The following is a 25,110-nucleotide window of genomic DNA, read 5'->3' on the forward strand; positions in this document are numbered from 1 at the left end:
TTGGGGGAGGGATCAGCCGGCCCGCGCCAGGGAGGCGGGGCCGGAAGCGGGGGCGTCTGCCGCCAGCGTCCGGCGCGCCAGCATGTGGGCGCGCGGCGCGTTGACGGCGTCGACGGCGAGCAGGCGGTCGCCGGCGTAATAGGCGAGTGCGAAGCTGCCCGAGTCCGGATCGCCGTCGATCTCGGTGCGATCGTAACCGGTCGACAGGCCGGCGATCTGCAGCTTGGCATCGTACTGGTCGGACCAGAACCACGGCACCGGATCGTAGGCGACGGCGTCTCCGACCATGGCGGCAGCCGCCGCCCTGGCCTGATCGACGGCGTTCTGGACGCTTTCCAGCCGCAGCCTGCGGCCGTAGCGCGCCGAGGGGAAGGAGGCGCAGTCGCCGGCTGCGTAAATGTCGGGTGCCGCGGTCCGGCAGCAGGCGTCGACCGCGATGCCGTCGTCGACGGCAAGTCCCGCCCCGGCGGCGAGCCCGGTGACCGGCTCGGCGCCGACGGCGACCAGCACCAGCCCGGCCGGGATAATCGTGCCGTCGGCCAGTTCGACGCCGGTCGCCGCCGGGTCGCCGAGGATGCGGGCGACGCCGGTGCCGAGCGCCAGGCGCACGCCGCGGGCACGGTGCAGGGCCTCGAACCAGGCGGAGATCTGCGGCGCCACCGAGCGCTCCAGCACGCGCGGGCGCGCCTCGATGACGGTGACCCGGCGGCCGAAGTCGGCGGCCACGGCGGCGAATTCCATGCCGATGTAGCCGCCGCCGATGATCGCCACGTCTTCGACCGCATCGAGCGCGGCGCGGATCGGGGCGATGTCGGCGATGGTGCGCAGCGTCAGCACGCCGGCGCGGTCGGCGCCCGCGATCGGCAGCTGCCGTGCCCGCGTCCCGGTCGCCAGCAGCAGGCGCCGATAGGCGAGCCGGCTGCCGTCGGCCAGCTCGACCCGGTGCGCAGCCGGATCGATCCGCACGGCGCACGTGCCGGCACGCACCTCGATCGACGCGGTGTCGAAATAGGCCTGCGGGCGCAGCAGCAGCCGTTCGTCGTCCATCTCGCCCTTCAGGTAGGCCTTGGACAGCGGCGGGCGCTGGTAGGGCAGCTGCGGCTCGTCACCGATGAGCACGAGGTCGCCGTCGTAGCCGGCATGGCGCAAGGTCTCGGCGGCCTTGAGCCCGGCTTGGCCGGCACCGATGATGAGAAATGGCGCTGTCATCGTCTCGTCTTGTCGCTGGATGGGGGCCGGAGCGCGCACGCCCCGGCACGGGATCTGCGGCCGGTCAGGCCTCAGTAGGGCAGGCCGTCCTCGATCGGCAGCGAGGGATCGCGCGACCACTCGTTCCAGGAGCCGAAGTAGATCTTGACGTCCTTCACGCCGGCTTCCTTCAGCGCCAGGAAGGTGTTGGAGGCGCGCGCGCCCTTGAAGCAGTAGAGATAGACCGGCGTCTCGGGCGTGATGCCGACGGTGGCGCATTCGGCCAGGATCTCCTCCTTGCTCTTGATCATCGGGCCCTCGGCGCCCGGCTTCATCATCCGGTACCATTCGATCCACCGGGCGCCCGGGATGCGGCCCTTGCGCGGGCAGAAGTCCTTGCCGTAGGGCGAGGAACTTTCCGCGATCCACTCGTCGATGTCGCGCACGTCGAGCTTGACGATGGCATCGGACTTGACCGCCTCGAGCATGGTCGCGGCGTCGATCATCAGGTCCTTGCCGGCGTCGGAGACCGGGAAGGTCTTCGGTTCGGGCGAGACCGCGTCGGTGGAGGCCGGGAAGCCTTCCATCGTCCAGGCCTGGAAGCCGCCGTGCAGCACCTTCACCTTCGGGTAGCCGAGATACTTGAGCAGGAAGAAGCCGCGGCAGGACTGGCCGAAACCGGTGTTCATCGACTGCTCGTAGAGGACCGCGGTCTCCGCGCCCGACAGGCCGGCGGCGCCGAACTCCTCGGCGAACTTGTCGGCCAGTTCCGCAAGCCCCTCCGGCGTGGAGGTGGCGAGATAGGTGAAGATGTCGTGCAGGTTGACCGCGCCGGGGATGTGGCCGGCGGCGTAGCTGTCGGGGGCGCGCGTGTCGATTACGACGCAGGGCTCACTCGTCATGAGCGCGTCGAGGTCGGCAGGTGAAATCAGGCTCCTGTCGGTCATGCTGATGTTCCTTTCCACTGCGTGCGACCGGGGAAGGGCCGGTCCCCTCTGGTGTTGCGGAGCGGCCGGTCAGGCCGCGCCGAGATCGGCCAGCATCTTCCGCAACTGCTTGGTGGCGGGGGTGACGATGGCGACGAAATAGGCCTCGCGCAGGCGCCGCTGGGCCGCGCCGCGCTTGACGTAGCCGCGCGCGCCGCAATGCAGCATGGCGTTGTGGGCGGCTGCGACCGAGGCGTCGCCGGCGGCGAGCCGCGCCTTGACGACGCGGACGAAATAGTCCGTCGAGGTCTCGAACGGCGTCCGGCACAGCGCGTAGACCTCCGTCTCGAAGGCGTCCAGCTGCTCGCGGAAGTCGCCCGGCTGGTCGGGCAGGAAGCAGTTGACGTGGCCGAGCGAGGCGCCGGCCTGGTCCATCAGATCGATGCAGTTCCTGATCAGGCCGAAGGCCATGCCCGCCTGCAGCAGGATGAAACCGGCCCGGATGCGCGGGATGTAGTCGTCGATCGGATCGGCGAGCACGGCGCTGTCGGGAATGAAGGCGTTGCGCAGCTGCACGGCGAAGGTGCGCGTGCCGTCGAGGGCGACGAATTCGTCGTTGGCGACGATCCTGACCCCGTCGCCGGCGCAGTCGGTCACGGCCATGACCATGCGGTCTCCCTCGCCGGGCAGGGAGAAGATCATGCCGAAATGGTGGTCCTCGCCGAGGTTGGAGACCCAGGGCAGCATGCCGGTCACCGAGAATCCGCCCGCAACCCGCTCGCCCTTCAGGCGCAGCTTCTCGATGCCGAACAGCGTCTTCATCGGGTTGGACAGGCCCGTGCCGCCCAGCGCCTCGCCCGTCAGCAGCTTCGGACCGAGCGTCGCCTTGAGCGTGTCGTTGGCGCTGTTGGCGACGTACCAGGCGAGCGCGTCCTGGCACCAGACGCAGAAGGCGGTCGACAGGCACTGTTCTCCGACCGTCGACATGGCCCGGATGGCGGTCTCGAGGTCAAAGGACCCCACGCCGGTCATCGGGGCGTGATGGGCATAGGCGCCGGCCGCGCCGAGCGCACGCATCACCGATTCCGGATAGACGCCCTTGAGGTCGATGTCATGGACGAGCGGGGCGAGATCGCTGCGGGCGATGCGGGCGACCCGGTCGATCATGGCGGCGGGACCGTCGGAAGACGGCAGGCTTTCCATGAGCGCCGGAGCAGGGGTCTGGGTCTGGGCCACGGTCTGGACGTGAGGGGTCATGGTCTTTCCTTCCTTCGAGGTGAAGCGCGAGGACGGGCCCGCTCCCCGTCCTCGCAGCCGGCGATGCCGGTGAGGTCGCTGATCAGGCGCCGGTCAGGCGCCGATCAGGTGGAGGTCGCCACCATGTTCACGGGGCGCGAGAAGGTGTTGAACACCGGCGACCAGCGGGTGACGTGGGCGATCAGCTCGTCGATCGTCTCCTGCGGCGCATCGGCGTCCATGTGCACGGTAATGCGCACGTCGGTGAAGCCGACCGGCTTGTCGCTGACGTCGCCCGTGCCCCACACGGCGGTGATGTTGAGGTCGCCCTCCAGTTCCAGTTCGAGCGAGCGGATGGTGATGCCGCGGTGGATGGCGTTGGCGTGCAGGCCGACGGCGATGCACGAGCCCAGCGCGGCGAGCGAGGCCTCGGACGGGTTCGGGGCGGTGTCGTCGCCGAGCAGCCCCGGCGGCTCGTCGACGATGTAGGGGTCGAGGTCGCGGATGTAGTTGGCGTGGCGGAACCGGCCCTTGGCGACGGTCTTGCACTTCAGCGTCTTGACGGCCTTGGGGTTCTCCTTGCCCTTGGCGATCAGGTCGTTGAGCCCGTCCTTGTCGATCGGGGCGAGGCAACCGGTCAGCGCGGTCGCGGGTTGACTGGACATTTCTCTCTCCTGTGTTGGGGCCACGGCGTTCCGCGGCCGGGGGTTAGTCCTCGCGGTGCCAACTCAGCCGGGCGATGGCCTGCTGGCAGAGGAAATCGAGGCCGAAGCCGATCGCGCCGATGATGACGACGGTGGCGGCGAGGCGGTCGTATTCGAGGGTGTCGCGGGCATCGTTGATGGCGTAGCCGAGGCCCGAGGTGACGCCGAGGTATTCCGCCGGCACCAGGACGATCCAGGCGACGCCGAGGGCGAGCCGGATGCCGGTCAGGATGTCCTGCGAGATCGCCGGCAGGATGATCAAGAACAGCATGTGCCAGGGCCGGGCGCCGAGATTGCGGGCGACCTTGAACCAGGCCGGATCGACCCGCTTCAGGCCCGCGGCGGTGGCGAACAGCACCGGCCAGAGCGCGGCGATGGCGATCAGGAACACGATCGCCCCGTCCCAGGTCGGAAACGCCATCACCGCGATCGGCATCCAGGACAGCGGCGAGATCATCCGCAGGAACTGGAACGGGATGTTGGTGATCTCCCGCAGCATCGGCACCCGTCCGACGAGGATGCCGAGCGGCACGCCGATGGCGATGGCGACCGCGAGGCCGCCGAGCACCCGCTCCAGGCTCGGCACGATCATCGCCCAGGCTTCGCCGCTCGCCACCATGTCGGCGAGACGGCTCAGAGCCGGCACGGGCGCGAAACCGGCGAAGGCAACGGTGTTCGGGTTGCGTTCGACGAGAACGCCGCCGACCCACCACAGGACCATCAGCAGGACCATGCCCAACCCGGCGAAGCCGAGGCTGCGCAGCGTCTTGCCCTGGCTGGCCCGGGCGGGGCCGGCCAGGGCCGGGATGTCGCCTGCGGCGCCCTCGAGGCTCACAGCGCCAGCACCTCTTCACGGGCGAAGGGATCGCCGGGGTTGACGCTCGGGTCGTTCTTCCACTCCGGATACTTCTCCAGCGCGGCCTTGACGTAGTCGTAGTCGACCAAGTCCTTGGCGACGAAATCCGGATCGAGGCCGGAGAGGAAGGTGGTGTCGCCGGACACCACCGTCTCGTTCATCGCTTCGACAATGAGCTTGGTTGCCGACGGATAGGGCCACGGCTGGAAGTCGATGCGGCCGTTGCCCCAGTCGGCGTGCTGGATCGCCTTCGACGCACCATAGTCGGCGACGTCGTAATGGGTCATGGCCCGTTCCACGACATCCTCCGTTACCGGCAGGTAGCCCTCGCCGTCCTTGGACAGCAGCCTGGCGACCTCCTTCTTGTTCTGGGAGGCGTAGATCGCGGCGCGCACGACCGCGTTCATCACCTTCTGCGTCCATTCCTTCCTGGTTGAGGTGAGGTCTTCGTTCATGCAGACGACGCAGCAGGGGTGGTTCTTCCAGATGTCTCCGGTGAAGCGCAGCATGCGCGCGCCGGCCTTGAGTTCGCCCAGCGCATTGAACGGTTCGGCGACGATGTAGGCGTCGATCTTGGCGGCGGCGAGCGCCGGCGGCATTTCCGGCGGCCCCATGACGCGCAGGTTCACCTCGTTCGCGGCGATCGCCTCGCCTTCGCCCTTGATGACCGGGGTCAGGCCCGACCTGCGCAGGGCGTACTGCAGCAGGATGTTGTGCATCGAGTACCAGAACGGCACCGCGATCTGCTTGCCGCCAAGGCCGGAGAAGTCGGTCACGTCGGTGTGCTTGCCGACGACAAGGCCGGAGCCGTTGGTGTGCGCCCAGGCCATGATCTTGACCGGGAACCTGTTGTTGTAACGCATCCACACCGGGATCGGCTTGAGCAGGTGGACGAGGTTGAACTTGCCGGCGGCGAAGCCCTCGACCAGCGGCGACCAGCCGCGCATCAGGGTCGGGCGCTCGGCCTCGAGGCCCCTCGTCCTTGAAGAAGCCCATGCCGTGGGCGACGAGCAGGGCGGTGGCATCGGTGATCGGCAGGTAGCCGATGCGCACGACCTCATCGTCGGCGGCCAGCACTGGCGCGGGCAGGCCGCCGAACAGGCTGGACATGGCGGCGAACAGGCCGCCTGCCGCTATCCTGTCGAGGGTCTGGCGGCGGGTCAGGCCCGCGGACGCAGGCGCCTGGTCGTCGGCGGTGTCGAGGTGAAGACCGTCACAGTACTGGCACATCGGGGTTCCTTTCCGTAATCGGGGTCAGGTGGCGGAAGCCGGCTTGGCGAGCGGGGAGGAAGGCAGGGGATGGTCCTCGCCGGCCGGGTCGGCGAAGCGCGTCAGTTCGCGTCCGGCGGCCTTTTCGTAGGCGGCGGCGAGGCGGTTGCGGGCGTCCGCGTATTCGGGCGAGCGCAGGTTGTCGCGGTCGGCCAGATCGATCGGCACCATCTCGCACAACCGGCCCGGATTGGCGCTGAGCACCGCGGCGCGGTCGGCCATGACCACGGCTTCGGCGAGGTCGTGGGTGACCAGTACCAGCGTGATGCCAAGATCCTTGGCGATGCGCCGGACGTCGCGCTGCAGCGTGCCGCGGGTGAAGGCGTCGAGGGCGGAGAAGGGCTCGTCCAGCATCAGCACCTCGGGGCTCGGCGCCAGCGAGCGGGCGAGCGCGACGCGCTGCTGCTGGCCGCCGGACAGGTCCTGGACGTTGCGGTCGGCATAGTCGGACAGCTCGACCAGGCGCAGCAGCTCCGGCACGCGCGCGGCGATCTCGCGCCTTCTACCTGTGAAGCGCAGGCCGAGGGCGACGTTCTGCGCCACGCTCATCCACGGGTAGAGCGACGGCTGCTGGAACATCACCACCCATTTCGGCGACGGCGCGCCGACGCGCAGGCCGTCAACCAGAACGCCGCCCTGCGACGGAATGATCAGTCCCGCCATAATGTGCAGCAGCGTAGACTTGCCGCATCCGGAGCGTCCGACCAGGGCAAGCGCCTCGCCGGGGCGGACCTCGAAGCTGATGTCGGCGACGGCGGCCTTGCCGGTCCGGCGATAGGTGTGGGTCACCGCGTCGACCGCTATATGGGCACCCTTCACTCCGGACCTCCTCTGGAAAAAGAAACATACCGTTCTGTTTTCTCTCAAGCAGGAGTCGTGCCAACCGGAGCCGATGGCGAATTTCGCTTGTCTTTCCGAAACAGGGATGGCTGCGCCGCATCGGGCGGCATGCTGCACTGCGTAAGAATCCGTCGAATGCCTGGAATGTCCGCCCAATTCCTAGCCATGCGGACCTGAAGTGCACGGCCTCCTGCACCGCCCCGGCGGCATGGCTGACGGCATGGCTGGCGGCCGGATTGATCGGCGGGCGCGGTTGCGCTATCAGAACATGAAACAGATCGGTCCGTTTCCTCGATAGGTGCCCCGTGTCCTTTCCCCATGCCTCGTCCACCGTCCAGCCGCTCGGCGGCGAGCGCGCCGGCGCGCGCGAGCGCCTGCTGCTGGCTGCCTGTGACCTGTTCTGCCGCTACGGAATCAACGCCACCGGCGTCGACGCCGTGGTTGCCGCCGCCGGCACCGCCAAGACGACGCTGTACAAGGCCTTCGGCTCCAAGGAGGGCCTCGTCGAGGCGGTCCTGGAGCGCGAGGGCCAGACCTGGCGCGACTGGTTCATCGCCGAGGTCGACAAGATCCCGGGTGACGCTTCCAACAAGCTGGTCAACCTGTTCGACGTGCTGAAGACGTGGTTTGCCGAGGAGAGCTTCTTCGGCTGCCCGTTCATCAACGCCGTCGGCGAGCACGACAAGGGCGACGACCGGCTGCGCGCGATCGCGCTGCGCCACAAGGCGGTGGTGCTCGACAAGATCCGCGAACTCGCCCGCGACGCCCGCCCGAACGATCCCGAAGGCCTGACCCACGAACTGGGACTGCTGATCGACGGGGCGATCGTCGCCGCGCTGATTACCCGCGATCCCGGCGTCGCCGACCATGCCCGCAACGCCGCCGCGCGCGTGCTGATGAAGTGAAGGGTTATCGGAGCCTTTCCGGTCTGATGTAGCAGGAATGTCGGAGTCGGTCGCGCGGCCGAAACGGGCGTGCCCGTGGACGCGGGCGGGCGGAGCGTCTATGCAGGGAAGCGCCGCATGTCCACCGCCGCTCCGGACGAACCCATGGAAACTCCAGCCGAATCCGCGATCCGCGCCCTCGTCGACGACTTCGCCGCCCGCCGGCCGATCCGCGCCGGCGCCTTCATCGTCACCCTCTATGGCGACCTGATCGTCCCCCGCGGCGGCGCCGTCTGGATCGGCAATGTGATCGAAACCTGCGCCGAGGTCGGCATCAGCGAAACCCTGGTGCGCACCGCCGTATCGCGGCTCGTTGCGGCCGGGCGGCTGGACGGGGTACGCGACGGCCGGAGGAGCTTCTATGCGCTGACCCCGGCGGCCCGGGCGGAGTTCGCCGCAGCCTCGGATACCCTCTATCATTTTTCGAAGAAGTCGCTACAAAACACTGGATTTACAGTTGTTCTTATGACCGCTAGTGAGGCGCGTCCGACCTTTTCCGAAAGCCTCCTGCGCGCCGGATTCGCCGCGGTCGGAACGAATGCGGCGGTCCGTGCGGGCGCGCCGACCGATGCCGGACGGGCGGTCCTTGCGGGTGCCGCGGCTGCCGGCGCCCTCGTCATCAACGGCGTTTCCGAAGCATGCGGCGGCACGGACGGACTGCGCGCCTTCGCCCGCTCGACCTGGGACCTCGACACCCTGTCGGCCGACTACGAGTCGTTCCTGGCCTGGTTCGCGCCGCTGCGGGACGCCCTTGCCGGAGCGCTGGCGCCGCAAGGCGTGGCCTCCCTGGTCGGGCGGCTGCTGCTGGTGCACGAGTTCCGCGCCGTCGCCCTGCGCGATCCCGGCCTGCCCGCCGAAGCCCTGCCGCCGGACTGGGCTGGCGCCGCCGCCCGTCGCCTGTTCGCCGACCTCTATCGTGCCCTTGCAGGCGCGGCGGATGCCTATGCTTGCGGCCGGTTCGTCGGCCGCGACGGCCCGCTTGTCCTCGACCGGACGGTGATGGACGCCCGACTTTACGCGCTTTCTGCGCTCTGAACTCCCCGACCCGATCGGAGCCGGATATCGGAGCGGCCGGCATTCCCGCGCTGCAACATGTCACACAAATGCGCAAAAAATCGATTGTTCTGTGACGTCTTTCGCGATATGGTGACCGCACGGTCGGTGAATTGGAGTTGGGAGGTCACCGGCGGAAAGAGCAGGGCGGAAGCGGTCGCGATCGGGCGCGCCAAGGCGCTGGGATCCAGCTTGGTGCCATACGCTCCGCGCCGACCAAACGCGCCGGGAGGATGACATGTACGCTCAGATGGTGAAGACCGATGCGGACCGGGTGAAGAGGCCCGACGAGATGGACGCCAACGAACGGGCGTTCCAGACTCGCATCGAGGCCGACATCAAGATCGAGCCGAAGGACTGGATGCCGGAGGGCTACCGCAAGACGTTGATCCGGCAGATCTCCCAGCACGCCCATTCCGAGATCGTCGGCCAGCTGCCGGAAGCGAACTGGATCACCCGCGCGCCGACGCTGGAGCGCAAGGCGATCCTTCTCGCCAAGGTCCAGGACGAGGCCGGTCATGGGCTCTATCTCTATTGCGCCGCCGAGACGCTCGGCGTCTCGCGCGACCAGTTGCTCGCCCAGCTGCACAGCGGCAAGGCGAAATATTCTTCCATCTTCAACTACCCGACGCTCAACTGGGCGGACGTCGGCATGATCGGCTGGCTGGTCGACGGCGCCGCGATCATGAACCAGGTGCCGCTGCAGCGCTGCTCCTACGGGCCCTACAGCCGGGCGATGATCCGCATCTGCAAGGAAGAGAGCTTCCATCAGCGCCAGGGGTACGACGCGCTGGTCAAGATGTGCCTGCACGGCACACCGGAGCAGAAGGAGATGGCGCAGGATTCGATCAATCGCTGGTGGTGGCCGGCGCTGATGATGTTCGGGCCGTCCGACGCCCAGTCGGTCCATTCGGCGCAGTCCATGGCCTGGAAGATCAAGATCAACACCAACGACGAGTTGCGCCAGAAATTCGTCGACCAGACCGTGCCGCAGGCAGACTATCTGGGCCTCAAGATCCCCGATCCCGATCTGAAGTGGAACGAGGAGAAGGGAGGCTACGACTTCGGCGAGATCGACTGGGACGAGTTCTATCAGGTAATCGCCGGCAACGGCCCCTGCAACAAGCAGCGCCTGTCGGACCGCGTGAAGGCCTGGGAGGATGGGCAGTGGTATCGCGACGGGCTGATGGCCCATGCGCGCAAGAAGGCGGAACGCCGGTCGGCTGCCGCGGCCTGAGCCGCGCCGCGGCACCAGACGAATTCAGGGAGAGAACGATGAACGAGTGGCCGCTCTGGGAGGTCTTCATCCGCGGTCAGCACGGCCTGTCGCACCGCCACGTCGGCAGCCTGCATGCCCCGGACGCCGAAAAGGCGATCATGAACGCCCGCGACGTCTATACCCGCCGCAACGAGGGTGTCAGCATCTGGGTGGTCGAGGCGCGCCACATCGCCGCCAGCGCGCCGGGAGACAAGGGGCCGCTGTTCGAGCCGTCGAACAGCAAGGTCTACCGCCATCCGACCTTCTTCGACATTCCCGACGAAGCGGGAGCGATGTGATGACAGCCGACGCCCTCTGCCAGTTCGCGCTGCGGCTCGGCGACAACTGCCTGATCCTGGCGCAACGGACGTCCGAATGGATCGGCCATGCGCCGGTTCTCGAAGAAGACATCGGCCTCGCCAACGTGGCGCTGGACATGGTCGGCCAGACGCAACTGTGGCTCGGTCTCGCCGGCGAGCTGGAGGGCAGGGGCCGCAGCGCCGACGACCTGGCCTACCGGCGCGACGCCGGCGCGTTCCGCAACCTGCTGCTGGTCGAGCTGCCGAACGGCGATTTCGGCCAGACGATCATGCGCCAGTTCCTGTTCGACGCCTGGCATCACGCCCTGCTGAAGGGGCTGACGCGGTCTGCCGAGCGCCGCGTCGCCGAGATCGCCGAGAAGGCGCTGAAGGAGGTTTCCTATCATCTGGCGCGCAGCACCGATCTGGTGATCTCGCTCGGCGACGGCACGGACGAAAGCCACCGGCGCATGCAGGCCGCGCTCGACGAGCTGTGGCCCTACACGGGCGAGATGCTGACCCAGGACGAGGTCGACGACACGCTGGCCGCCGCCGGCATCGCGCCGGCGCTCGAAACGATTGCTGCCGAGTGGACCGCGCATGTCGCCGACACGCTCGACAAGGCGACGCTTCGCCGCCCGCCGCCCGGCCACATGCACCGCGGCGGCAAGCGCGGCGTGCACAGCGAACATCTCGGCTACATCCTGGCCGAGATGCAGTTTCTCCAGCGCGCCTATCCCGGCGCGACCTGGTGAGGCGGCGATGACGGCCGCGGCTCGCCTGCCGAGCGTCGAGGACATCTGGGGCTGGCTGGAGGAGGTGCCGGATCCGGAAATTCCGGTCCTGTCTCTCGTCGACCTCGGCGTCATCCGGTCCATTGGCTGGGACGGCGGCCGGCTGGTGGTCAAGGTGACGCCGACCTATTCGGGCTGCCCGGCGACCAGCGTCATCAATTTCGAGATCGAGAAGGCGCTGCGCGACCACGGTATAACGGACCTTGTGCTCGAACGGCAGCTGTCGCCGGCCTGGACAACCGACTGGATCAGCGAGAGCGGGCGCGAGAAGCTGCGCGCCTATGGCATCGCGCCGCCGGTCGCCGGGACGGCCGTCTGCGGCAGCGGCGGCCAAGCGGATCCGGTCGTCGCCTGTCCGCGCTGCGGCTCGACCGACACGGCCCAGGTCAGCCGGTTCGGCTCGACCCCCTGCAAGGCGGCCTACCGATGCAATGCCTGCCTGGAGCCGTTCGACTACTTCAAGTGCATCTGACCAGGACACACGGACGCGAGAGACCCACCATGGCGCAGTTCTATCCCCTGAGCGTTGCCGATGTCCGGCGCGAGACCCGCGACGCCGTCGTGGTGACGCTCATGCCGCGCGACGAGGACCGGCCGGTCTTCGACTTCATCCAGGGCCAATACCTGACCTTCCGGCGCCTGTTCGACGGTGAGGAACTGCGCCGGTCCTATTCGATCTGCGCGGCGCGCGGCGAACCGGCCCTGAAGGTCGGCATCAAGCGCGTCGACGGCGGTTGCTTTTCGACCTGGGCCAACGAGGACCTGAAAGTTGGCGACGTGCTGGAGGCGATGCCGCCGATGGGGTCGTTCCACAGCGCACTGGAGCCGGAGCGGGCGAAGACCTACCTCGGCTTTGCCGGCGGCAGCGGCATCACGCCGCTGCTCAGCATCATCAAGACGGTTCTCACGGCCGAACCGAAGTCCGATTTCACGCTGGTCTACGGCAACCGCTCGATCAACGCGATCATGTTCCGCGAGGAACTGGAGGACCTGAAGAACCTCTATCTCGGTCGCCTCAACGTCATTCACGTGCTGGAGAGCGAGGCGCAGGACATCGATCTGTTCGCCGGACGGGTCGACGCGGACAAATGCGCGGCGCTGTTCGGATCCTGGATCCAGGTCGAGAAGGCGGACCAGGCCTTCATCTGCGGTCCCGAACCGATGATGCTGGCGGTTTCCGCGGCGCTTAGGGCGCATGGCATGCCGGAGAACCGGGTCAAGTTCGAACTGTTCGCCAGCGGTCAGCCGGGGCGCGCGCGCCGGCGCGCCGCCGCGACCGGCGAGGCGGAAAAGGGTGACGTCTGCACCGCGACCATCACGGTCGACGGGGCCACACGGGTGGTGGAGATGCCCAAGCATGGCCAGTCGCTGCTGGAGGCCGCGCTCGGCGCCGATCTCGACGCGCCCTATGCCTGCAAGGCCGGCATCTGCTCGACCTGCCGGGCCATGGTGGTGGAGGGCGAGGTCGAGATGGAAGCGAACTATGCGCTTGAGGACTACGAGGTGCGGCGCGGCTACGTGCTGACCTGCCAGTGCTATCCGGTCACCGACAGGGTCGTGGTCGACTACGACCGGTGACGGGCCGGAACGAGACGCCGGGGAGGGGCGCAATGAGCGACGACATGACCATGGCGGACTACCTGGCGGGAGGCGGCAAGCTGACCTCGCCGGCCAACGTCCCGCCGCGCTACCGCGCCGAGCTGATGCGGCTGATGGCGAGTTTCGTGGACAGCGAGATGGCCGGATCGGCGGGCTTCGCCGACGTCATCAACTCCGGGCCCGGCATCAAGGAACGCATCGCCGCCGCGCGCATCGTGCTGGAAAAGCTGGATCATGCGGAGAAGGTGTTGACGATCATGGGTGACTTCGGCGCCGATACCGCGCGCTATGCCACCCACCATCCATGGACGTCGCGGCTGGCGCGGACGGCCGACATCGGCGCGAGCCGCGTCGCCGGCGACATGCGGCTCAGCGTGTTCCACTATCCGCTCGAGGGCTGGACGGATGCCGTCGCCATGAACGTCCTGATGGGCCGTGCGACGGTGCTCCAGCTCCAGGAGCTGTGCGGGGTGTCCTATCAGCCGCTCACCGAGGCGTTCCGCGCGATCCTGCCGGTGGAGACCCGGCACGCCGACCTCGGCGTCGAAGGACTGCGCAAGATCCTCGAGGATCCGGCGGCGGTCGCGCCAGTGCGTGCGGCGCTGGCCTACTGGCATCCGAAGGTCGCCGCGACCTTCGGCAGCGCGCAGTCGCAGCGCTTCGAGGCACTGCGTCGCCTCGGCCTGCGCAGCACGCCTAACGAAATCCTGCAGGAACGCTGGCGCGCCGACGTCGCCGGCATCCTGTCCGACCTGGGCCTGCCGGCCCTTTGACCCCATTCAGCAAGCGAGACGATCCCATGAGCCTTGGAACCGCAGACCTGCGTCCTCTTGAAAGCTATGTCCGCGGCCAGTGGGTGCGCGGCGCCGGCAGCGGCCAGGTGCTGCGCGACGCTGCGACCGGTGCGGCTGTCGCGCGCATCGATGCCTCCGGCATCGATTTCGCCGAGGTGCTCGCGCATGGCCGCACCAAGGGCGGGCCTGCGCTGCGCGCCATGACCTTCCACCAGCGCGCCGGGCTGCTGAAGGATCTCGCCAAGCTGCTGATGGACGCCAAGGAGGAGTTCTATGCGCTGTCCTCGGCAACCGGTGCGACCCGCACCGACGGCTGGATCGACATCGAAGGCGGCATCGGCACGCTGTTCGCCTATTCCTCGCTCGGCCGCCGGCAACTGCCGAACACGCATCTGCTGATCGACGGCGACCCGGAGAGCCTGGCCAAGGACGGCAGCTTCGCGGGCCAGCACATCCTGGCGCCGCTGGAAGGCGCCGCCGTCCATATCAACGCGTTCAATTTCCCGTGCTGGGGCATGCTGGAAAAGCTCGCGCCGACGCTGCTCGCCGGCATGCCGGCGCTGGTCAAGCCTGCGAGCCAGACCGCCTATCTGACCGAGCTGATGGTCCGGCATATCATCGATAGCGGCATTCTGCCGGAAGGGGCGCTGCAACTGGTGTGCGGCTCGGTCGGCGATCTGCTCGATCACGTCACCTGCCAGGACGTGGTCACCTTCACCGGCTCGGCGGCGACCGGACGGCGGTTGCGCACGCATCAGCGCATCGTCGACGCCTCGGTCCGCTTCACGATGGAGGCCGATTCCCTCAACGCCGCGATCCTCGGTCCCGACGCGGGACCGGGCAGCGAGGAGTTCGACCTGTTCGTGCGGGAGGTGGTCCGCGAGATGACCGTCAAGGCGGGGCAGAAATGCACCGCGATCCGGCGCGTGCTGGTGCCGCGTGGCGCATGCGAGGCGGTGATCTCGGCGCTCGGCGCTCGGCTCGGCAAGACCAGCCTCGGCAACCCGGCCGAGGAGGGTGTGCGCATGGGGCCGCTGGCGAGCCTGACCCAGCGCGAGGAGGTGCGCGCGCGCATCGCGCTGCTGCGCACCGAGGCCGAACTCGCCTACGGCCATCCGGACAAGGTCGCGGTCGTGTCGGGCGACCCGGACCGCGGCGCGTTCCTCAATCCGGTGCTGCTCTATTGCGATAAGCCGGCGTCGAGCACGACGGTTCACGAGGTCGAAGCCTTCGGGCCGGTCGCCACCGTCCTTCCCTACGACACGCTGGAGGAGGCGGTCGAACTGGCCCGGCGCGGCGGCGGCAGCCTCGTCGCCTCCGTGTTCACCAACGATGCGACGGTCGCTCGCGAGGCGGTCGCCGGCCTTGCGCCCTGGCACGGACGGGTGATGATCGGCAACCGGGCCAGCGCGAAGACCTCGACCGGCCATGGTTCGCCGCTGCCGGTGCTCATCCACGGCGGCCCGGGTCGGGCCGGCGGCGGCGAGGAGATGGGCGGCGTGCGCGGGGTCACCCATTTCCTGCAGCGCTGCGCGGTCCAGGGTGCACCGGACCTCGTGACGGCGGTCGCCGGACGCTGGATCCGGGGTGCCGCGACGCGCAGCGACGGCGTGCATCCGTTCCGCAAGTCGCTGGCGGAGATTGAGATCGGCGACCAGCTGATCACGGGCACGCGCACCGTGACGCTGGAGGATATCGAGCATTTCGCCGAGTTCACCGGCGACACCTTCTATGCCCATATGGACGAGGCGGCGGCGAAGGCCAATCCGTTCTTCGACGGGCGGGTGGCGCACGGCTATTTCGTCGTTTCGGTGGCGGCCGGCCTGTTCGTGCAGCCGGACCCGGGGCCGGTGCTGGCCAACTACGGCGTCGACAATCTGCGCTTCCTGACGCCGGTCTATCCGGGCGACACGCTGCAGGTCGCGCTGACCTGCAAGGAGATCAATCCGCGCGAGGGGGCCGACTACGGCGAGGTGCGCTGGGACGCCACGGTGACCAACCAGAACGGCGCGGTGGTGGCGCAATACGACGTGCTGACGTTGGTCGCCAAGACATGGCCCTGAGCGGGCCGTTTCCTCAGCGGACGGCCTTGACGCCTTCGAGGACGAGGGTTGCGGCGATGTCGGCGTAGTCCTCGCGCGAGATGGGTCCGTCGGGCCGGAACCACATGTAGACCCAGTTGAGCATGCCGAGCAGGCTCATGGTGACCGGGCGCAGCAGCGGGCGGTCGCGGTTGAGGTCGGGGTTGACGGCGAGGAGGGCGTCGGAATAGCGGCGCACGATGCGCCGCTCGATGGCCTTGATCGCCTCTGCCTTGTCGGCGGGCAGGGCGGGCACGCCGGCGAGCTGGACCTTGTGCTTGTCGTTGGCGTCGCGATAGGCCTCGAGCGTTCGGCGCACCAGGGCGCGCAGGCGCTGGTCGGGGGCGAGGTCGGGCGCGTCGGCCTCTGCGATCGCCTCGTCGAGCTCCGACAGGTGGGCGTGGATGATGTCGAAGACCAGGTCTTCCTTGCTGGCGTAATAGTGGTAGAGCAGCGCCTTGGACACGCCGCAGGCGCGCGCGACCTCCGACATGGCGGCGCGGTCGATGCCCTTTGCGGCGAACAGCGCCGCCGAGCGGTTGAGGATGGCGTTGCGTTTGTCGTCGTAGTCGGCAGCGCGGGTGCGGGCCATGGCGAGCCTTCGTCCTTGGGGCGGGTGGCGGTCCCGTCGGGGCCGGGCGGTCTCAGCCGTCGGCGGCCCGTTCCGGAGCTATGATTTGGGTCGGTGATCGACGACGCGCCGGGCCTTGCCGAGCGACCGTTCCACCTTGCCGGGGTCGTTCACCTGGATCTTGGTGCTGACGCCGATCACGCTCTTGATGTGGTGGGCGAGTTCCCTTGCGGAGGCCGCGCGCGCCTCGGCGGAGGCCTGTGCCGGCGTCGCCTCGACATTCACCGTCATCATGTCGAGCCGGCCGTCGCGCGTCAGTTCGATCTGGAAATGCGGCGCCAGGCCACGGCACTTGAGGATCAGCTCCTCGATCTGAGTCGGGAAGACGTTGACGCCGCGCAGGATGATCATGTCGTCGGAGCGGCCGGTGATTTTTTCCATGCGGCGCATCGAGCGCGCCGTGCCGGGCAGCAGGCGGGTCAGGTCGCGCGTGCGGTAGCGGATGATCGGCAGGGCCTCCTTGGTCAGCGAGGTGAACACCAGTTCGCCCTCCGAGCCGTCGGGTAGCACCTCGCCGGTAACCGGATCGATGATCTCGGGATAGAAGTGGTCTTCCCAGATGTGCAGGCCGTCCTTGGTCTCGACGCATTCGTTGGCGACGCCGGGCCCGATCACCTCCGACAGGCCGTAGATGTCGACGGCGTGCATGTCGAAGGCCTGCTCGATCTCGGTGCGCATGGCGTTGGTCCAGGGTTCGGCGCCGAAGATGCCGACGGCGAGCGAGGTTTCGCGCGGGTCGATGCCTTGCCGGCGGAACTCGTCGAGGATCGACAGCATGTAGGAGGGCGTGACCATGATGATGCGCGGCCGGAAGTCCGCGATCAGCGTGACCTGTCGCTCGGTCATGCCGCCGGAGATCGGCACCACCGTGCAGCCGAGCTTCTCGGCGCCGTAGTGGGCGCCGAGCCCGCCGGTGAACAGGCCGTAGCCGTAGGCGACGTGGACGATGTCGCCGGGCCGGCCGCCCGAGGCGCGAATCGAGCGGGCGACCACGTCGGCCCAGGTGTCGATGTCGCGCCGGGTGTAGCCGACCACCGTCGGCTTGCCGGTTGTGCCGGAGGAGGCGTGCAGGCGGACGATCTGCTCACGCGGGACGGCGAACATGCCAAAGGGGTAGGTGTCGCGCAGGTCGGTCTTCACGGTAAACGGGAATTTCGACAGGTCGGACAGGGTCCTGAGGTCGTCCGGATGGACGCCGGCGGCATCGAAGCGGGCGCGGTAGAAGGGCGAATTGGCATAGGCATGGGCAAGCGTTGCCTTGAGCCGCGCCAGCTGCAGCGCCTCGATCTCGTCGCGCGAGGCGGTCTCGATGGGGTCCAGGTCGCCGGGCCTGGGGGCAAGGTCTTCCATTGGTCTCCTCCCGAGGATGACGCTTCTTGTTCGTGCCGAAGGACGCGCGTGTCAGACGTCCGGGGCGGTTGCCTAGTCGATGGTCGGTCCCGGCAGATGGGTGCCCTTGACGGTGCGCGAATGGCCGCGAAATTCGGCCACGTGGTCGCCGTTCTGGTTGATCACCCGGACGTCGTAGAGACCGCTGCGGCCGCCGCGTGCTGTTTCGGTGGCGATTGCGGTGAGTCGGTCGCCGGCGCGCGCGGGGGCCAGGTAGGTGATCGAGCAGTGCTGGGCGACGGTACGCTGGTTGTAGCTGTTGCAGGCGAAGGCGAAGGCGGAATCGGCGAGGGCGAAGATGAAGCCGCCATGGCCGGTCTTGTGACCGTTGGTCATGGCCGGCGTCACGGTCATGGACAGCGTCGCCGTGCCGGGGCCGATCCGGTCGAGGCTGATGCCGAGTTCCTGTGTGGCGGTGTCGTCTGCCCACATGGCCCGTGCACTCGCCTCGGCGAGTTCCTGAGGGCTCATCCGGTCGACCGGCGTCACGAGCGCCTCCCGGTGAAGGCGGGCGGGCGCTTGGCCAGGAACGCGGCGACGCCCTCGGCGTAGTCCGAGGTGGCGCCGGCCTCGCGCTGCAGATCGCGTTCGAGGTCGAGCTGGGCATCGAGCGAATTGGTGGCAGCCGCCTGGATCGCCTGCTTGGTTAGGCCGAGACCGATGGTCGGGCCACCGGCAAAGCCGGCGGCGAGGCTCTCGGCTTCGCTCATCAGGGCGTCGTCGTCGACGGCTTTCCAGATCAGGCCCCAGTCGGCGGCCTGTTCGGCGCTGAGCGGCATCCCGGTCAGGGCAAGCCCCTTGGCGCGCGCCTCGCCGACGAGGCGCGCCAGCGACCAGGTGCCGCCGGAATCGGGAATGAGGCCGATCTTGCTGAAGGCCTGGATGAACCGCGCCGACCGCGCCGCCAGCACGATGTCGCAGGCAAGCGCGATGTTGGCCCCCGCGCCGGCGGCAACGCCGTTGACGGCGCACACGACCGGCTTCTCGATCGATCGGATCAGGCGCACCAGCGGGTTGTAGAACCGCTCCAGCGTGTCGCCGAGATCGGGCGTGCCGGACATCTTGGACGGGTCCCGGTCGCCGAGATCCTGGCCGGCGCAGAACGCCCGGCCGGCTCCGGTCAGCAGAATGGCGCGGACCGAACCGTCGCCGGCCGCCGCCTGCAACGCGTCGCGGAGCGCGCGGTGCTGGGCATCGTTGAAAGCATTCAGCTTATCGGGCCGATTGAGCGTCAGCCGTGCGACCCCGGCCGATACGTCGACCAGGACGGTGTCCTGCATATCCATGCGTTATCTCCTCCCCGGGCGCCTTGCGGTCGCCGACTGTGGCCAGCCTGCCCGCATCGGGTGCCCGATGGAAGAAAGATGTTGCATAAACCGACCGGACGGTCAATATAACCGTTGCGCCGCGACTGTGCCGGCAGCCTCTGAACCGCCGAGGAGGGCGGGAGGCTGTCTGGCGGCGTCGGCCGATGCGAGGGGAGTTCGGGGGAGCCGAACGCGCCGGAAGAGGACCGGCGTGATCGGGAGCGGCGCCTTGTGCGCAGGCACTCTACCTGAGGGCAGCCTTGCAAAACGCAGCGGGCCAAACGCAGTGGGAGGAACTCAATGAAACTGCTCGATTCTTTTAAGGCAACGGTCGCCGTCCTGGCCGTTGCGGCGGTGTCGGCATCCGGTGTGCCGGCTGTCGCAGACATCAAAATCGGCGCGTCCCTGTCGCAGACGGGGCCCGCGTCGTTCCTCGGCGATCCGGAAGCCAAGACGCTTCAGATGCTGGTCGACGAGATCAACGAGAAGGGCGGCATCAAGGGCGAAAAGGTCCAGCTGATCCTTTATGACGACGGCGGCGACCCGAACAACGGCCGCACCTTTGCCACCCGCCTGGTCGAGGACGACGAGGTCGTTGCCGTGATCGGCGGCACCACGACCGGCACGACCATGGCCATGATCCCGGTGTTCGAGGAAGCCGAGATCCCGTTCATTTCGCTTGCCGGCGCGGTCGTGATCGTCGAGCCGGTGAAGAAGTGGGTGTTCAAGACCCCGCACACCGACAAGATGGCCTGCGGCAAGATCTACGGAGACATGAAGGCGCGCGGGCTGACCAAGGTCGGCCTGATCTCCGGGTCGGGTGGCTTCGAGACCTCCATGCGCGAGCAGTGCCTCGCGCTTGCCGGCGAGTACGGCATCGAGATCGTCGCCGACGAGAGCTATGGTCCCAAGGATGCGGACATGACGCCGCAGCTGACCAAGATCGGCAATACCGCCGGCCTGCAGGCGGTGCTCAATCCGGGCTTCGGCCAGGGTCCGGCGATCGTCACGCGCAACTTCAAGCAGCTCAACCTCCAGGTGCCGCTTTACCAGTCGCACGGCGTCGCTTCCAAGAGCTTCATCGAGCTCGCCGGGGACGCGGCCGAAGGCGTGCGCCTGCCGGCAGCGGCGCTTCTGGTCGCCGACAAGCTCGACGGCAGCGATCCGCAGAAGGCGGTCGTCGTCGGCTATCGCGATGCCTACGAGAAGGCGACCGGCAAGCCGGTGTCGACCTTCGGCGGTCACGCTTATGACGCGTTCATGATCCTGGTCGAGGCGATCGAGCGGGCCGGTTCGGCCGACCCGGCGGCGATCCGCGACGAGATCGAGAACACCAAGGGCTTCGTCGGCACCGCCGGCGTGGTGAACATGTCGGCCGAGGACCACATGGGACTCGACCTGTCGGCATTCCGCATGCTGGAGATCCGCAACGGCGACTGGACCATCGTCGACTGACGGCGGTCTGTGTCCGGTCCGCCTCGACCGAGGCGGACCGGACGACGTCTTGTTTCCCGGCTTTCGGGACCCTACGGTCCTTTCGGCCGGTCGGCGCCGGTGCGGAACCAAACGACATGTCCGAACTGCTGCAATTCGTCTTTTCCGGGGTGACCGTCGGCGCCGTCTACGCGCTCGTCGCACTCGGCTTCACGATCATCTACAACGCCTCCGACGTGGTGAATTTCTCCCAAGGGGAGTTCGTCATGCTGGGGGGCATGACGACGGTCTTCCTGCATGCGGCCGGGCTGCCGCTCGCGGCCGCGGCGATCCTCGCCGTCGTGATCGCGGCTGCCGTCGGCATCGCGCTGAACAAGCTGGCGATCGAACCGGCGCGCAACGCTTCCGTGGTCACCCTGATCATCATCACCATCGGCGCATCGATCTTCCTGCGCGGCGTGGCGCAGATCGTGTTCGACAAGCAGCTGCACCGCTTCCCGAGCTTTTCCGGCGACGCGCCGTTCGTCGTCGCCGGCGCGACGATCCTGCCGCAGAGCCTGTGGGTGGTGTTCGGCGCCGCTGTCGTCTTCCTCGGACTCTATGGCTTTTTCACGCGCACGCTGACTGGCAAGGCCGTGCTGGCGACCGCCAATAACCGACTGGCCGCCAAGCTGGTCGGCGTGAACACCAATTTCGTCATGACGCTGAGCTTCGCCCTGTCGGCGGCGATCGGCGCGGTGGCCGGCGTTCTGGTGACACCGATCACGCTGACCAGCTACGATATCGGCATCACGCTCGCGCTCAAGGGCTTCGCGGCGGCCATGCTCGGGGGCATGGGCAATCCGTTCGGCGCGCTGGTCGGCGGGCTGGCGGTCGGCCTGATCGAGGCGATGACCGCGGGCTACATCAGTTCGAGCTACAAGGATGCAGCCGCCTTCATCGTCATCCTGGCGGTCCTGTTCGTCATGCCCAACGGCATGTTCGGCAAGACCTCGGTCAATCGGGTGTAGGCCATGCGCAGCCTCAAGCGGAAGCACATCACCCTGCTGGCGCTGGTGGTCCTGATCGCCGTCGCCCCGCTGTTCTTCCCCAGTGCGTTCTACTACCGGGTCGGCACGCTGATGTTCATCAACGGCCTCGCGGTGACCGGGCTCGTGGTGCTGATCGGCTACGCCGGCCAGATCAGTCTCGGCCATGCGGGCTTTTCGGGCATCGGCGCCTATGCCTGCGCGCTCGGCCCGCTGCATCTGGGCCTGCCGCCGGCCGCCAGTCTCGTGTTCGGCGCAGTCCTGTCGGGGGGCATCGCCTGGCTTGTCGGCCGGCCGATCCTGCGGCTGAAGGGACATTACCTGGCGGTCGCGACGCTCGGCTTCGGCATCCTCGTATCGATGGTGCTGACCAACGAGGCGCATCTGACCGGCGGACCGGACGGCATGGCGGTCGAGGATCTCGGCCTGCGCGCGGCGCTGCGGGAGATCGGGATCTCGGTCAGGGCACCGGAGCTGTGGTACTGGTTCTCGGGCCTGGTGCTGCTCGCCGGGGCGTGGCTCGTGCTCAACCTGCAGGACAGCCCGACCGGGCGCGCGCTGCGCTCGCTGCACGATTCGGAAATTGCGGCGCGCACCGTCGGCGTCGACGTCGCGCGCTACAAGCTGACGGCCTTCGTTATCTCGGCCGTCTATGCTTCCGTTGCCGGCTCGCTGCTGGCGATGATGAACCGGTTCGTGTCGCCCGACATCGCCGGGTTCCTGCATTCGATCCAGATGGTGACCATGACCGTACTCGGCGGCGCGGGCACCGTGCTCGGCGCGGTGACCGGCGCATCGATCCTGACCGCGCTGCCGCAGGTGCTGACCGTCTTCCACGATTACGAGCACATCGTGCTCGGCCTGATCATGATGCTGGTGATGATCTTCCTGCGCGAAGGGCTGGTGCCGAGCCTCGCCAAGCTGTTCGGACGGAGGGAGAGATGACGCTTCTGTCTGTCGAGGGACTCGGCATCGACTTCGGCGGCCTGAAGGCTGTCGACGACGTCGGCTTCCGGGTCGGCCCGGGCGAGATCGTGTCCGTGATCGGGCCCAACGGTGCCGGCAAGACGACGCTGTTCAACATGATTTCCGGCGTCTACATGCCGGCCCGCGGCCAGGTCGTGCTGGCCGGCGAGGACGTGACCGGGCTGGCGCCGCAGGACCTTGCCGCGCGCGGACTGTCGCGCACGTTCCAGAACCTGCAGGTGTTCCTGCAGATGAGCGTGCTGGAAAACGTCATGGCCGGCCGGCATCTCGCCGAAGGCCGCCACACGCTGGCCGATCTGTTCGCCCTGCCGGCCTCGCGCCGGCGCAACCGGGAAACCGAGGAAGCGGCCCGCGCGTTGCTGGCGCGAGTCGGGCTCGAACGCGGCGCCGAGCAGGTCGCCTCGTCGCTGTCCTACGGTGCGCTCAAGCGGCTGGAGATCGCGCGCGCGCTCGCCTGCCGGCCGCGCCTGCTGCTGCTCGACGAGCCGGCCGCCGGATGCAACGCGGTGGAGACCGAGGAGATCGACCGGCTGATCGCACAGGTCGCCGAGGAAGGCATCGCCGTGCTCCTCGTCGAGCACGATATGAAACTGGTCATGAAGATATCCAAGCACATCGTCGTGCTCGACCACGGCGAGAAGATCACCGAGGGCGCGCCGCAGGACGTCGCGCGCGATCCGCGGGTGATCGAGGCCTATCTCGGCGCGCACGGCGGCAAGGAGGCGGCCGATGCTCTCCGTTGAAGGCCTGCGCAGCAAGTACGGGCGCATCGAGGTGCTGCACGGCATCGACCTTGAAGTCCACTCGGGAGAGATCGTCACCGTGATCGGCGCCAACGGGGCCGGCAAGACGACCCTGCTGCGCTGCCTGTCGGGCGTGCAGCCGGCTTCGGCAGGCAAGGTGCTGTTTCGCGGCGACGACATCTCGCGGCTGCCGGCGCACCGGCGCGTTGGCCTGGGCCTGTCGCAGTCGCCGGAAGGCCGCCAGATCTTCACCAACCTGACGGTCGAGGAGAACTTGCGGCTGGGCGCCTATCTGTTTTCGGACGCGCGCGTCGACAAGGACATGGCGGATGCCTACGCGATGTTCCCGGTGCTGAGGGAGAAGCGCAACCTGTCGGCCGGCGGCCTGTCGGGCGGCCAGCAGCAGATGCTGGCGATCGCGCGGGCGCTGATGGGCCGGCCAAACTGCCTGCTGCTCGACGAGCCGAGCATGGGGCTGGCGCCGATCCTGGTCGACCAGATCCTCGACGTGGTCAGGACCTTGCGCGGCCTCGACGTGACGGTGCTGCTGGTCGAGCAGAACGCCTTCGCCGCGCTGTCGATCGCCGACCGTGCCTATGTCATGGAGACGGGGCGGATCACCATGGCCGGACCGGCGGGAGAGCTGATCGCGGATCCGCGCGTGCGCGAAGCCTACCTCGGCTTGTAACGGCGCCCGAGCCGTCGTCTCCTGTTTCCGGGAGAGCCTCAGCGCTCCTGGACGGTGCGCGGCGACATGCCGAAACAGCGCTTGAAGGCGGTCGAGAAGTTCGCCGGGCTGCCGTAGCCGACCAGATAGGCCGCTTCGGCGACGCTGACGGCATCGCGCTCCAGGGCCCGGCGCGCCCGCTCGAGCTTGAACTGTCGGATGTAGCGCGACACCGAGGTGCCGTAGGCGGCAGCGAACAGGCGCTGCAGCGTGGCAAGACTCATGCCGAATTCGCGGGCGAGGAGGTCGGCGGTGACCGGCTCGCCGAGATGCTGCTCGAGATAGGCGTCGATGCCCTGAAGCTTCAGGCGATCGGCGGCGCGAACCGGCCCCGGGTGCTCGACCGCCCCCTGGCCGGCGACCTGAGCGAAGGCCTCTTCCAGAATGCCCAGGACGCGGCTCTGGACATAAAGCCTCAGAAGGAACGGCGACAGCGCCGGGGATCCGATGATCTGTTCGGCCAGCGAAACGGCATGGGCGCTCGGCGTCCATGAGCGGCAGGCGAGGTGGCAGCCCGCGAAGTCCCGGATGGCCCGCAGGTCGGGGGCGTCGGGCTGTCCCATCTGCTCGAGCCAATGGGGCTCGAGGGTGATGGTGACCTTCTTGAGCCGGCGTCCCTTGTGCGCCTGGCGGACGAAGCGTTCCGTCCGCGCCTGGGCGAAGATCGTCGCGACCGGCTGCCAATGGGCTTTCTTTTCGAGATAGCGCGGCATCGGGATCGGCATGGGGCCGACGCTGGCCTCGACCGAACCCTCCAGGAAGATCGAGACGCTCAGGCGCGGCCGGGATTCGGCAACCGTCTTCAGGTCGTGCAGGTCCTCGGCATTCGAGAAATGCACGGAAATTCCGCCGCCGAGATCGAGAAATGCGATTCGGCCCCGGAGGACGCGGTCTTCCGATTCCAGGTCGGGCGTGAGCGAAAGCACCGGACGGTCGATATCGGGTCGTCTCAGGTCGGCCTTGGTCACGAAGGTGGTCGTCGGGCTCATCTGCATGTTGCTCATACCATGACACGCTGCCCGG

General features: G+C 68.1%; 27 protein-coding genes. 15 read left to right on the plus strand and 12 right to left on the minus strand.

The window, feature by feature from the left end:
- Positions 1 to 12: 12 nt before the first annotated feature.
- The 6 genes from SL003B_RS10815 to SL003B_RS10840 all read right to left on the minus strand — a co-directional run bounded on the left by SL003B_RS10815 (position 13) and on the right by SL003B_RS10840 (position 5,857).
- A complete protein-coding gene (locus SL003B_RS10815) occupies positions 13 to 1,209 on the minus strand; it encodes an NAD(P)/FAD-dependent oxidoreductase (protein WP_013652879.1) in 1,197 nt (398 codons plus the stop codon).
- Positions 1,210 to 1,280: 71 nt separating this feature from the next.
- A complete protein-coding gene (locus SL003B_RS10820; RefSeq protein WP_013652880.1) occupies positions 1,281 to 2,135 on the minus strand; it encodes a sulfurtransferase in 855 nt (284 codons plus the stop codon).
- Positions 2,136 to 2,204: 69 nt separating this feature from the next.
- Entirely contained in the window at positions 2,205 to 3,371 is a 1,167-nt protein-coding gene (locus SL003B_RS10825; protein WP_013652881.1) for an acyl-CoA dehydrogenase family protein, read from the minus strand.
- A 104-nt stretch (positions 3,372 to 3,475) separates the two neighbouring features.
- A complete protein-coding gene (locus tag SL003B_RS10830) occupies positions 3,476 to 4,015 on the minus strand; it encodes an OsmC family protein (RefSeq protein WP_013652882.1) in 540 nt (179 codons plus the stop codon).
- 43 nt (positions 4,016 to 4,058) lie between these two features.
- On the minus strand, positions 4,059 to 4,889 hold the full coding sequence (locus tag SL003B_RS10835; RefSeq protein WP_013652883.1) for an ABC transporter permease: 831 nt from the start codon (positions 4,887 to 4,889) through the stop codon (positions 4,059 to 4,061).
- Positions 4,886 to 5,857 carry an ABC transporter substrate-binding protein gene (locus SL003B_RS10840; protein ID WP_013652884.1) on the minus strand — a complete coding sequence of 324 codons (972 nt, stop codon included), beginning with the start codon at positions 5,855 to 5,857 and terminating at the stop codon, positions 4,886 to 4,888. The genes SL003B_RS10835 and SL003B_RS10840 overlap by 4 nt, the downstream gene beginning before the upstream one ends.
- A 52-nt stretch (positions 5,858 to 5,909) precedes the next feature.
- Here SL003B_RS10840 and SL003B_RS23720 point away from each other — a divergent pair, with 52 nt between their 5' ends.
- Positions 5,910 to 6,158 (plus strand): hypothetical protein, encoded by a 249-nt coding sequence (locus SL003B_RS23720; protein WP_206771968.1) that lies wholly within the window; start codon positions 5,910 to 5,912, stop codon positions 6,156 to 6,158.
- 6 nt (positions 6,159 to 6,164) lie between these two features.
- Here SL003B_RS23720 and SL003B_RS10845 read toward each other — a convergent pair whose 3' ends face one another.
- Positions 6,165 to 6,998: an ABC transporter ATP-binding protein gene (locus SL003B_RS10845; protein ID WP_013652885.1), complete on the minus strand. Its 834-nt coding sequence runs from the start codon at positions 6,996 to 6,998 to the stop codon at positions 6,165 to 6,167.
- A gap of 326 nt (positions 6,999 to 7,324) precedes the next feature.
- Between SL003B_RS10845 and SL003B_RS10850 the strand changes: the two genes are divergently transcribed.
- The 9 genes from SL003B_RS10850 (at position 7,325) to paaZ (ending at position 15,823) form a co-directional block, all read left to right on the plus strand.
- Positions 7,325 to 7,924, plus strand: a complete 600-nt coding sequence (locus SL003B_RS10850; protein ID WP_013652886.1) for a TetR/AcrR family transcriptional regulator — start codon at positions 7,325 to 7,327, stop codon at positions 7,922 to 7,924.
- Positions 7,925 to 8,041: 117 nt separating this feature from the next.
- Positions 8,042 to 8,998 (plus strand): PaaX family transcriptional regulator C-terminal domain-containing protein, encoded by a 957-nt coding sequence (locus tag SL003B_RS10855; RefSeq protein WP_013652887.1) that lies wholly within the window; start codon positions 8,042 to 8,044, stop codon positions 8,996 to 8,998.
- Positions 8,999 to 9,254: 256 nt separating this feature from the next.
- Positions 9,255 to 10,253: a 1,2-phenylacetyl-CoA epoxidase subunit PaaA gene (gene paaA / locus SL003B_RS10860; protein WP_013652888.1), complete on the plus strand. Its 999-nt coding sequence runs from the start codon at positions 9,255 to 9,257 to the stop codon at positions 10,251 to 10,253.
- A gap of 38 nt (positions 10,254 to 10,291) precedes the next feature.
- Entirely contained in the window at positions 10,292 to 10,573 is a 282-nt protein-coding gene (paaB, locus tag SL003B_RS10865; protein WP_013652889.1) for a 1,2-phenylacetyl-CoA epoxidase subunit PaaB, read from the plus strand.
- A complete protein-coding gene (gene paaC, locus SL003B_RS10870) occupies positions 10,573 to 11,328 on the plus strand; it encodes a 1,2-phenylacetyl-CoA epoxidase subunit PaaC (RefSeq protein WP_013652890.1) in 756 nt (251 codons plus the stop codon). The genes paaB and paaC overlap by 1 nt, the downstream gene beginning before the upstream one ends.
- Positions 11,329 to 11,335: 7 nt before the next feature.
- Complete coding sequence (paaD, locus tag SL003B_RS10875) at positions 11,336 to 11,839, plus strand: 1,2-phenylacetyl-CoA epoxidase subunit PaaD (protein ID WP_013652891.1); 504 nt, start codon at positions 11,336 to 11,338, stop codon at positions 11,837 to 11,839.
- A 29-nt stretch (positions 11,840 to 11,868) separates the two neighbouring features.
- Entirely contained in the window at positions 11,869 to 12,945 is a 1,077-nt protein-coding gene (gene paaE / locus SL003B_RS10880; RefSeq protein ID WP_013652892.1) for a 1,2-phenylacetyl-CoA epoxidase subunit PaaE, read from the plus strand.
- 32 nt (positions 12,946 to 12,977) lie between these two features.
- Positions 12,978 to 13,739, plus strand: coding sequence for a Phenylacetic acid catabolic protein (locus SL003B_RS10885; protein WP_013652893.1), 762 nt, complete (start codon positions 12,978 to 12,980; stop codon positions 13,737 to 13,739).
- 26 nt (positions 13,740 to 13,765) lie between these two features.
- On the plus strand, positions 13,766 to 15,823 hold the full coding sequence (gene paaZ, locus SL003B_RS10890; protein ID WP_013652894.1) for a phenylacetic acid degradation bifunctional protein PaaZ: 2,058 nt from the start codon (positions 13,766 to 13,768) through the stop codon (positions 15,821 to 15,823).
- Between the two features lie 13 nt (positions 15,824 to 15,836).
- Here paaZ and SL003B_RS10895 read toward each other — a convergent pair whose 3' ends face one another.
- The 4 genes from SL003B_RS10895 to paaG form a co-directional block, all read right to left on the minus strand.
- Positions 15,837 to 16,433, minus strand: coding sequence for a TetR/AcrR family transcriptional regulator (locus SL003B_RS10895; RefSeq protein ID WP_013652895.1), 597 nt, complete (start codon positions 16,431 to 16,433; stop codon positions 15,837 to 15,839).
- A 78-nt stretch (positions 16,434 to 16,511) separates the two neighbouring features.
- Positions 16,512 to 17,822, minus strand: a complete 1,311-nt coding sequence (gene paaK, locus SL003B_RS10900) for a phenylacetate--CoA ligase PaaK (protein ID WP_013652896.1) — start codon at positions 17,820 to 17,822, stop codon at positions 16,512 to 16,514.
- 72 nt (positions 17,823 to 17,894) lie between these two features.
- Positions 17,895 to 18,332: a hydroxyphenylacetyl-CoA thioesterase PaaI gene (paaI, locus tag SL003B_RS10905; RefSeq protein ID WP_041376046.1), complete on the minus strand. Its 438-nt coding sequence runs from the start codon at positions 18,330 to 18,332 to the stop codon at positions 17,895 to 17,897.
- A gap of 14 nt (positions 18,333 to 18,346) precedes the next feature.
- On the minus strand, positions 18,347 to 19,141 hold the full coding sequence (gene paaG, locus SL003B_RS10910) for a 2-(1,2-epoxy-1,2-dihydrophenyl)acetyl-CoA isomerase PaaG (protein ID WP_206771989.1): 795 nt from the start codon (positions 19,139 to 19,141) through the stop codon (positions 18,347 to 18,349).
- A gap of 327 nt (positions 19,142 to 19,468) precedes the next feature.
- Between paaG and SL003B_RS10915 the strand changes: the two genes are divergently transcribed.
- From SL003B_RS10915 to SL003B_RS10935, 5 genes are all read left to right on the plus strand, one after another.
- Positions 19,469 to 20,623, plus strand: coding sequence for an ABC transporter substrate-binding protein (locus SL003B_RS10915; RefSeq protein ID WP_013652899.1), 1,155 nt, complete (start codon positions 19,469 to 19,471; stop codon positions 20,621 to 20,623).
- Positions 20,624 to 20,739: 116 nt separating this feature from the next.
- Positions 20,740 to 21,612 carry a branched-chain amino acid ABC transporter permease gene (locus tag SL003B_RS10920; protein WP_013652900.1) on the plus strand — a complete coding sequence of 291 codons (873 nt, stop codon included), beginning with the start codon at positions 20,740 to 20,742 and terminating at the stop codon, positions 21,610 to 21,612.
- Between the two features lie 3 nt (positions 21,613 to 21,615).
- Complete coding sequence (locus tag SL003B_RS10925) at positions 21,616 to 22,575, plus strand: branched-chain amino acid ABC transporter permease (protein ID WP_013652901.1); 960 nt, start codon at positions 21,616 to 21,618, stop codon at positions 22,573 to 22,575.
- Positions 22,572 to 23,360 (plus strand): ABC transporter ATP-binding protein, encoded by a 789-nt coding sequence (locus tag SL003B_RS10930; RefSeq protein ID WP_013652902.1) that lies wholly within the window; start codon positions 22,572 to 22,574, stop codon positions 23,358 to 23,360. The genes SL003B_RS10925 and SL003B_RS10930 overlap by 4 nt, the downstream gene beginning before the upstream one ends.
- Positions 23,347 to 24,048, plus strand: a complete 702-nt coding sequence (locus SL003B_RS10935) for an ABC transporter ATP-binding protein (RefSeq protein ID WP_013652903.1) — start codon at positions 23,347 to 23,349, stop codon at positions 24,046 to 24,048. Before SL003B_RS10930 ends, SL003B_RS10935 begins: the two co-directional genes overlap by 14 nt.
- A 38-nt stretch (positions 24,049 to 24,086) precedes the next feature.
- Here SL003B_RS10935 and SL003B_RS10940 read toward each other — a convergent pair whose 3' ends face one another.
- The gene (locus SL003B_RS10940; RefSeq protein ID WP_158306632.1) at positions 24,087 to 25,076 is read right to left on the minus strand and encodes an AraC family transcriptional regulator; all 990 of its coding nucleotides are present in this window, start codon (positions 25,074 to 25,076) and stop codon (positions 24,087 to 24,089) included.
- Between the last annotated feature and the right edge of the window lie 34 nt (positions 25,077 to 25,110).

It is taken from the genome of Polymorphum gilvum SL003B-26A1 (genome assembly GCF_000192745.1).
In the GTDB taxonomy this organism is placed as follows: domain Bacteria; phylum Pseudomonadota; class Alphaproteobacteria; order Rhizobiales; family Stappiaceae; genus Polymorphum; species Polymorphum gilvum.

Excerpts from the sequence above, each read along its gene's own strand:
- SL003B_RS10815 (WP_013652879.1), bottom strand. The coding sequence starts at position 1,209 with ATGACAGCGCCATTTCTCATCATCGGTGCCGGCCAAGCCGGGCTCAAG.
- SL003B_RS10820 (WP_013652880.1), bottom strand. The coding sequence starts at position 2,135 with ATGACCGACAGGAGCCTGATTTCACCTGCCGACCTCGACGCGCTCATG.
- SL003B_RS10825 (WP_013652881.1), bottom strand. The coding sequence starts at position 3,371 with ATGACCCCTCACGTCCAGACCGTGGCCCAGACCCAGACCCCTGCTCCG.
- SL003B_RS10830 (WP_013652882.1), bottom strand. The coding sequence starts at position 4,015 with ATGTCCAGTCAACCCGCGACCGCGCTGACCGGTTGCCTCGCCCCGATC.
- SL003B_RS10840 (WP_013652884.1), bottom strand. The coding sequence starts at position 5,857 with ATGCGCGGCTGGTCGCCGCTGGTCGAGGGCTTCGCCGCCGGCAAGTTC.
- SL003B_RS10855 (WP_013652887.1), top strand. The coding sequence starts at position 8,042 with ATGTCCACCGCCGCTCCGGACGAACCCATGGAAACTCCAGCCGAATCC.
- paaA (WP_013652888.1), top strand. The coding sequence starts at position 9,255 with ATGTACGCTCAGATGGTGAAGACCGATGCGGACCGGGTGAAGAGGCCC.
- paaB (WP_013652889.1), top strand. The coding sequence starts at position 10,292 with ATGAACGAGTGGCCGCTCTGGGAGGTCTTCATCCGCGGTCAGCACGGC.
- paaC (WP_013652890.1), top strand. The coding sequence starts at position 10,573 with ATGACAGCCGACGCCCTCTGCCAGTTCGCGCTGCGGCTCGGCGACAAC.
- paaD (WP_013652891.1), top strand. The coding sequence starts at position 11,336 with ATGACGGCCGCGGCTCGCCTGCCGAGCGTCGAGGACATCTGGGGCTGG.
- paaE (WP_013652892.1), top strand. The coding sequence starts at position 11,869 with ATGGCGCAGTTCTATCCCCTGAGCGTTGCCGATGTCCGGCGCGAGACC.
- SL003B_RS10885 (WP_013652893.1), top strand. The coding sequence starts at position 12,978 with ATGAGCGACGACATGACCATGGCGGACTACCTGGCGGGAGGCGGCAAG.
- paaZ (WP_013652894.1), top strand. The coding sequence starts at position 13,766 with ATGAGCCTTGGAACCGCAGACCTGCGTCCTCTTGAAAGCTATGTCCGC.
- SL003B_RS10895 (WP_013652895.1), bottom strand. The coding sequence starts at position 16,433 with ATGGCCCGCACCCGCGCTGCCGACTACGACGACAAACGCAACGCCATC.
- paaK (WP_013652896.1), bottom strand. The coding sequence starts at position 17,822 with ATGGAAGACCTTGCCCCCAGGCCCGGCGACCTGGACCCCATCGAGACC.
- paaI (WP_041376046.1), bottom strand. The coding sequence starts at position 18,332 with ATGAGCCCTCAGGAACTCGCCGAGGCGAGTGCACGGGCCATGTGGGCA.
- paaG (WP_206771989.1), bottom strand. The coding sequence starts at position 19,141 with ATGCAGGACACCGTCCTGGTCGACGTATCGGCCGGGGTCGCACGGCTG.
- SL003B_RS10915 (WP_013652899.1), top strand. The coding sequence starts at position 19,469 with ATGAAACTGCTCGATTCTTTTAAGGCAACGGTCGCCGTCCTGGCCGTT.
- SL003B_RS10920 (WP_013652900.1), top strand. The coding sequence starts at position 20,740 with ATGTCCGAACTGCTGCAATTCGTCTTTTCCGGGGTGACCGTCGGCGCC.
- SL003B_RS10925 (WP_013652901.1), top strand. The coding sequence starts at position 21,616 with ATGCGCAGCCTCAAGCGGAAGCACATCACCCTGCTGGCGCTGGTGGTC.
- SL003B_RS10930 (WP_013652902.1), top strand. The coding sequence starts at position 22,572 with ATGACGCTTCTGTCTGTCGAGGGACTCGGCATCGACTTCGGCGGCCTG.
- SL003B_RS10935 (WP_013652903.1), top strand. The coding sequence starts at position 23,347 with ATGCTCTCCGTTGAAGGCCTGCGCAGCAAGTACGGGCGCATCGAGGTG.
- SL003B_RS10940 (WP_158306632.1), bottom strand. The coding sequence starts at position 25,076 with ATGAGCCCGACGACCACCTTCGTGACCAAGGCCGACCTGAGACGACCC.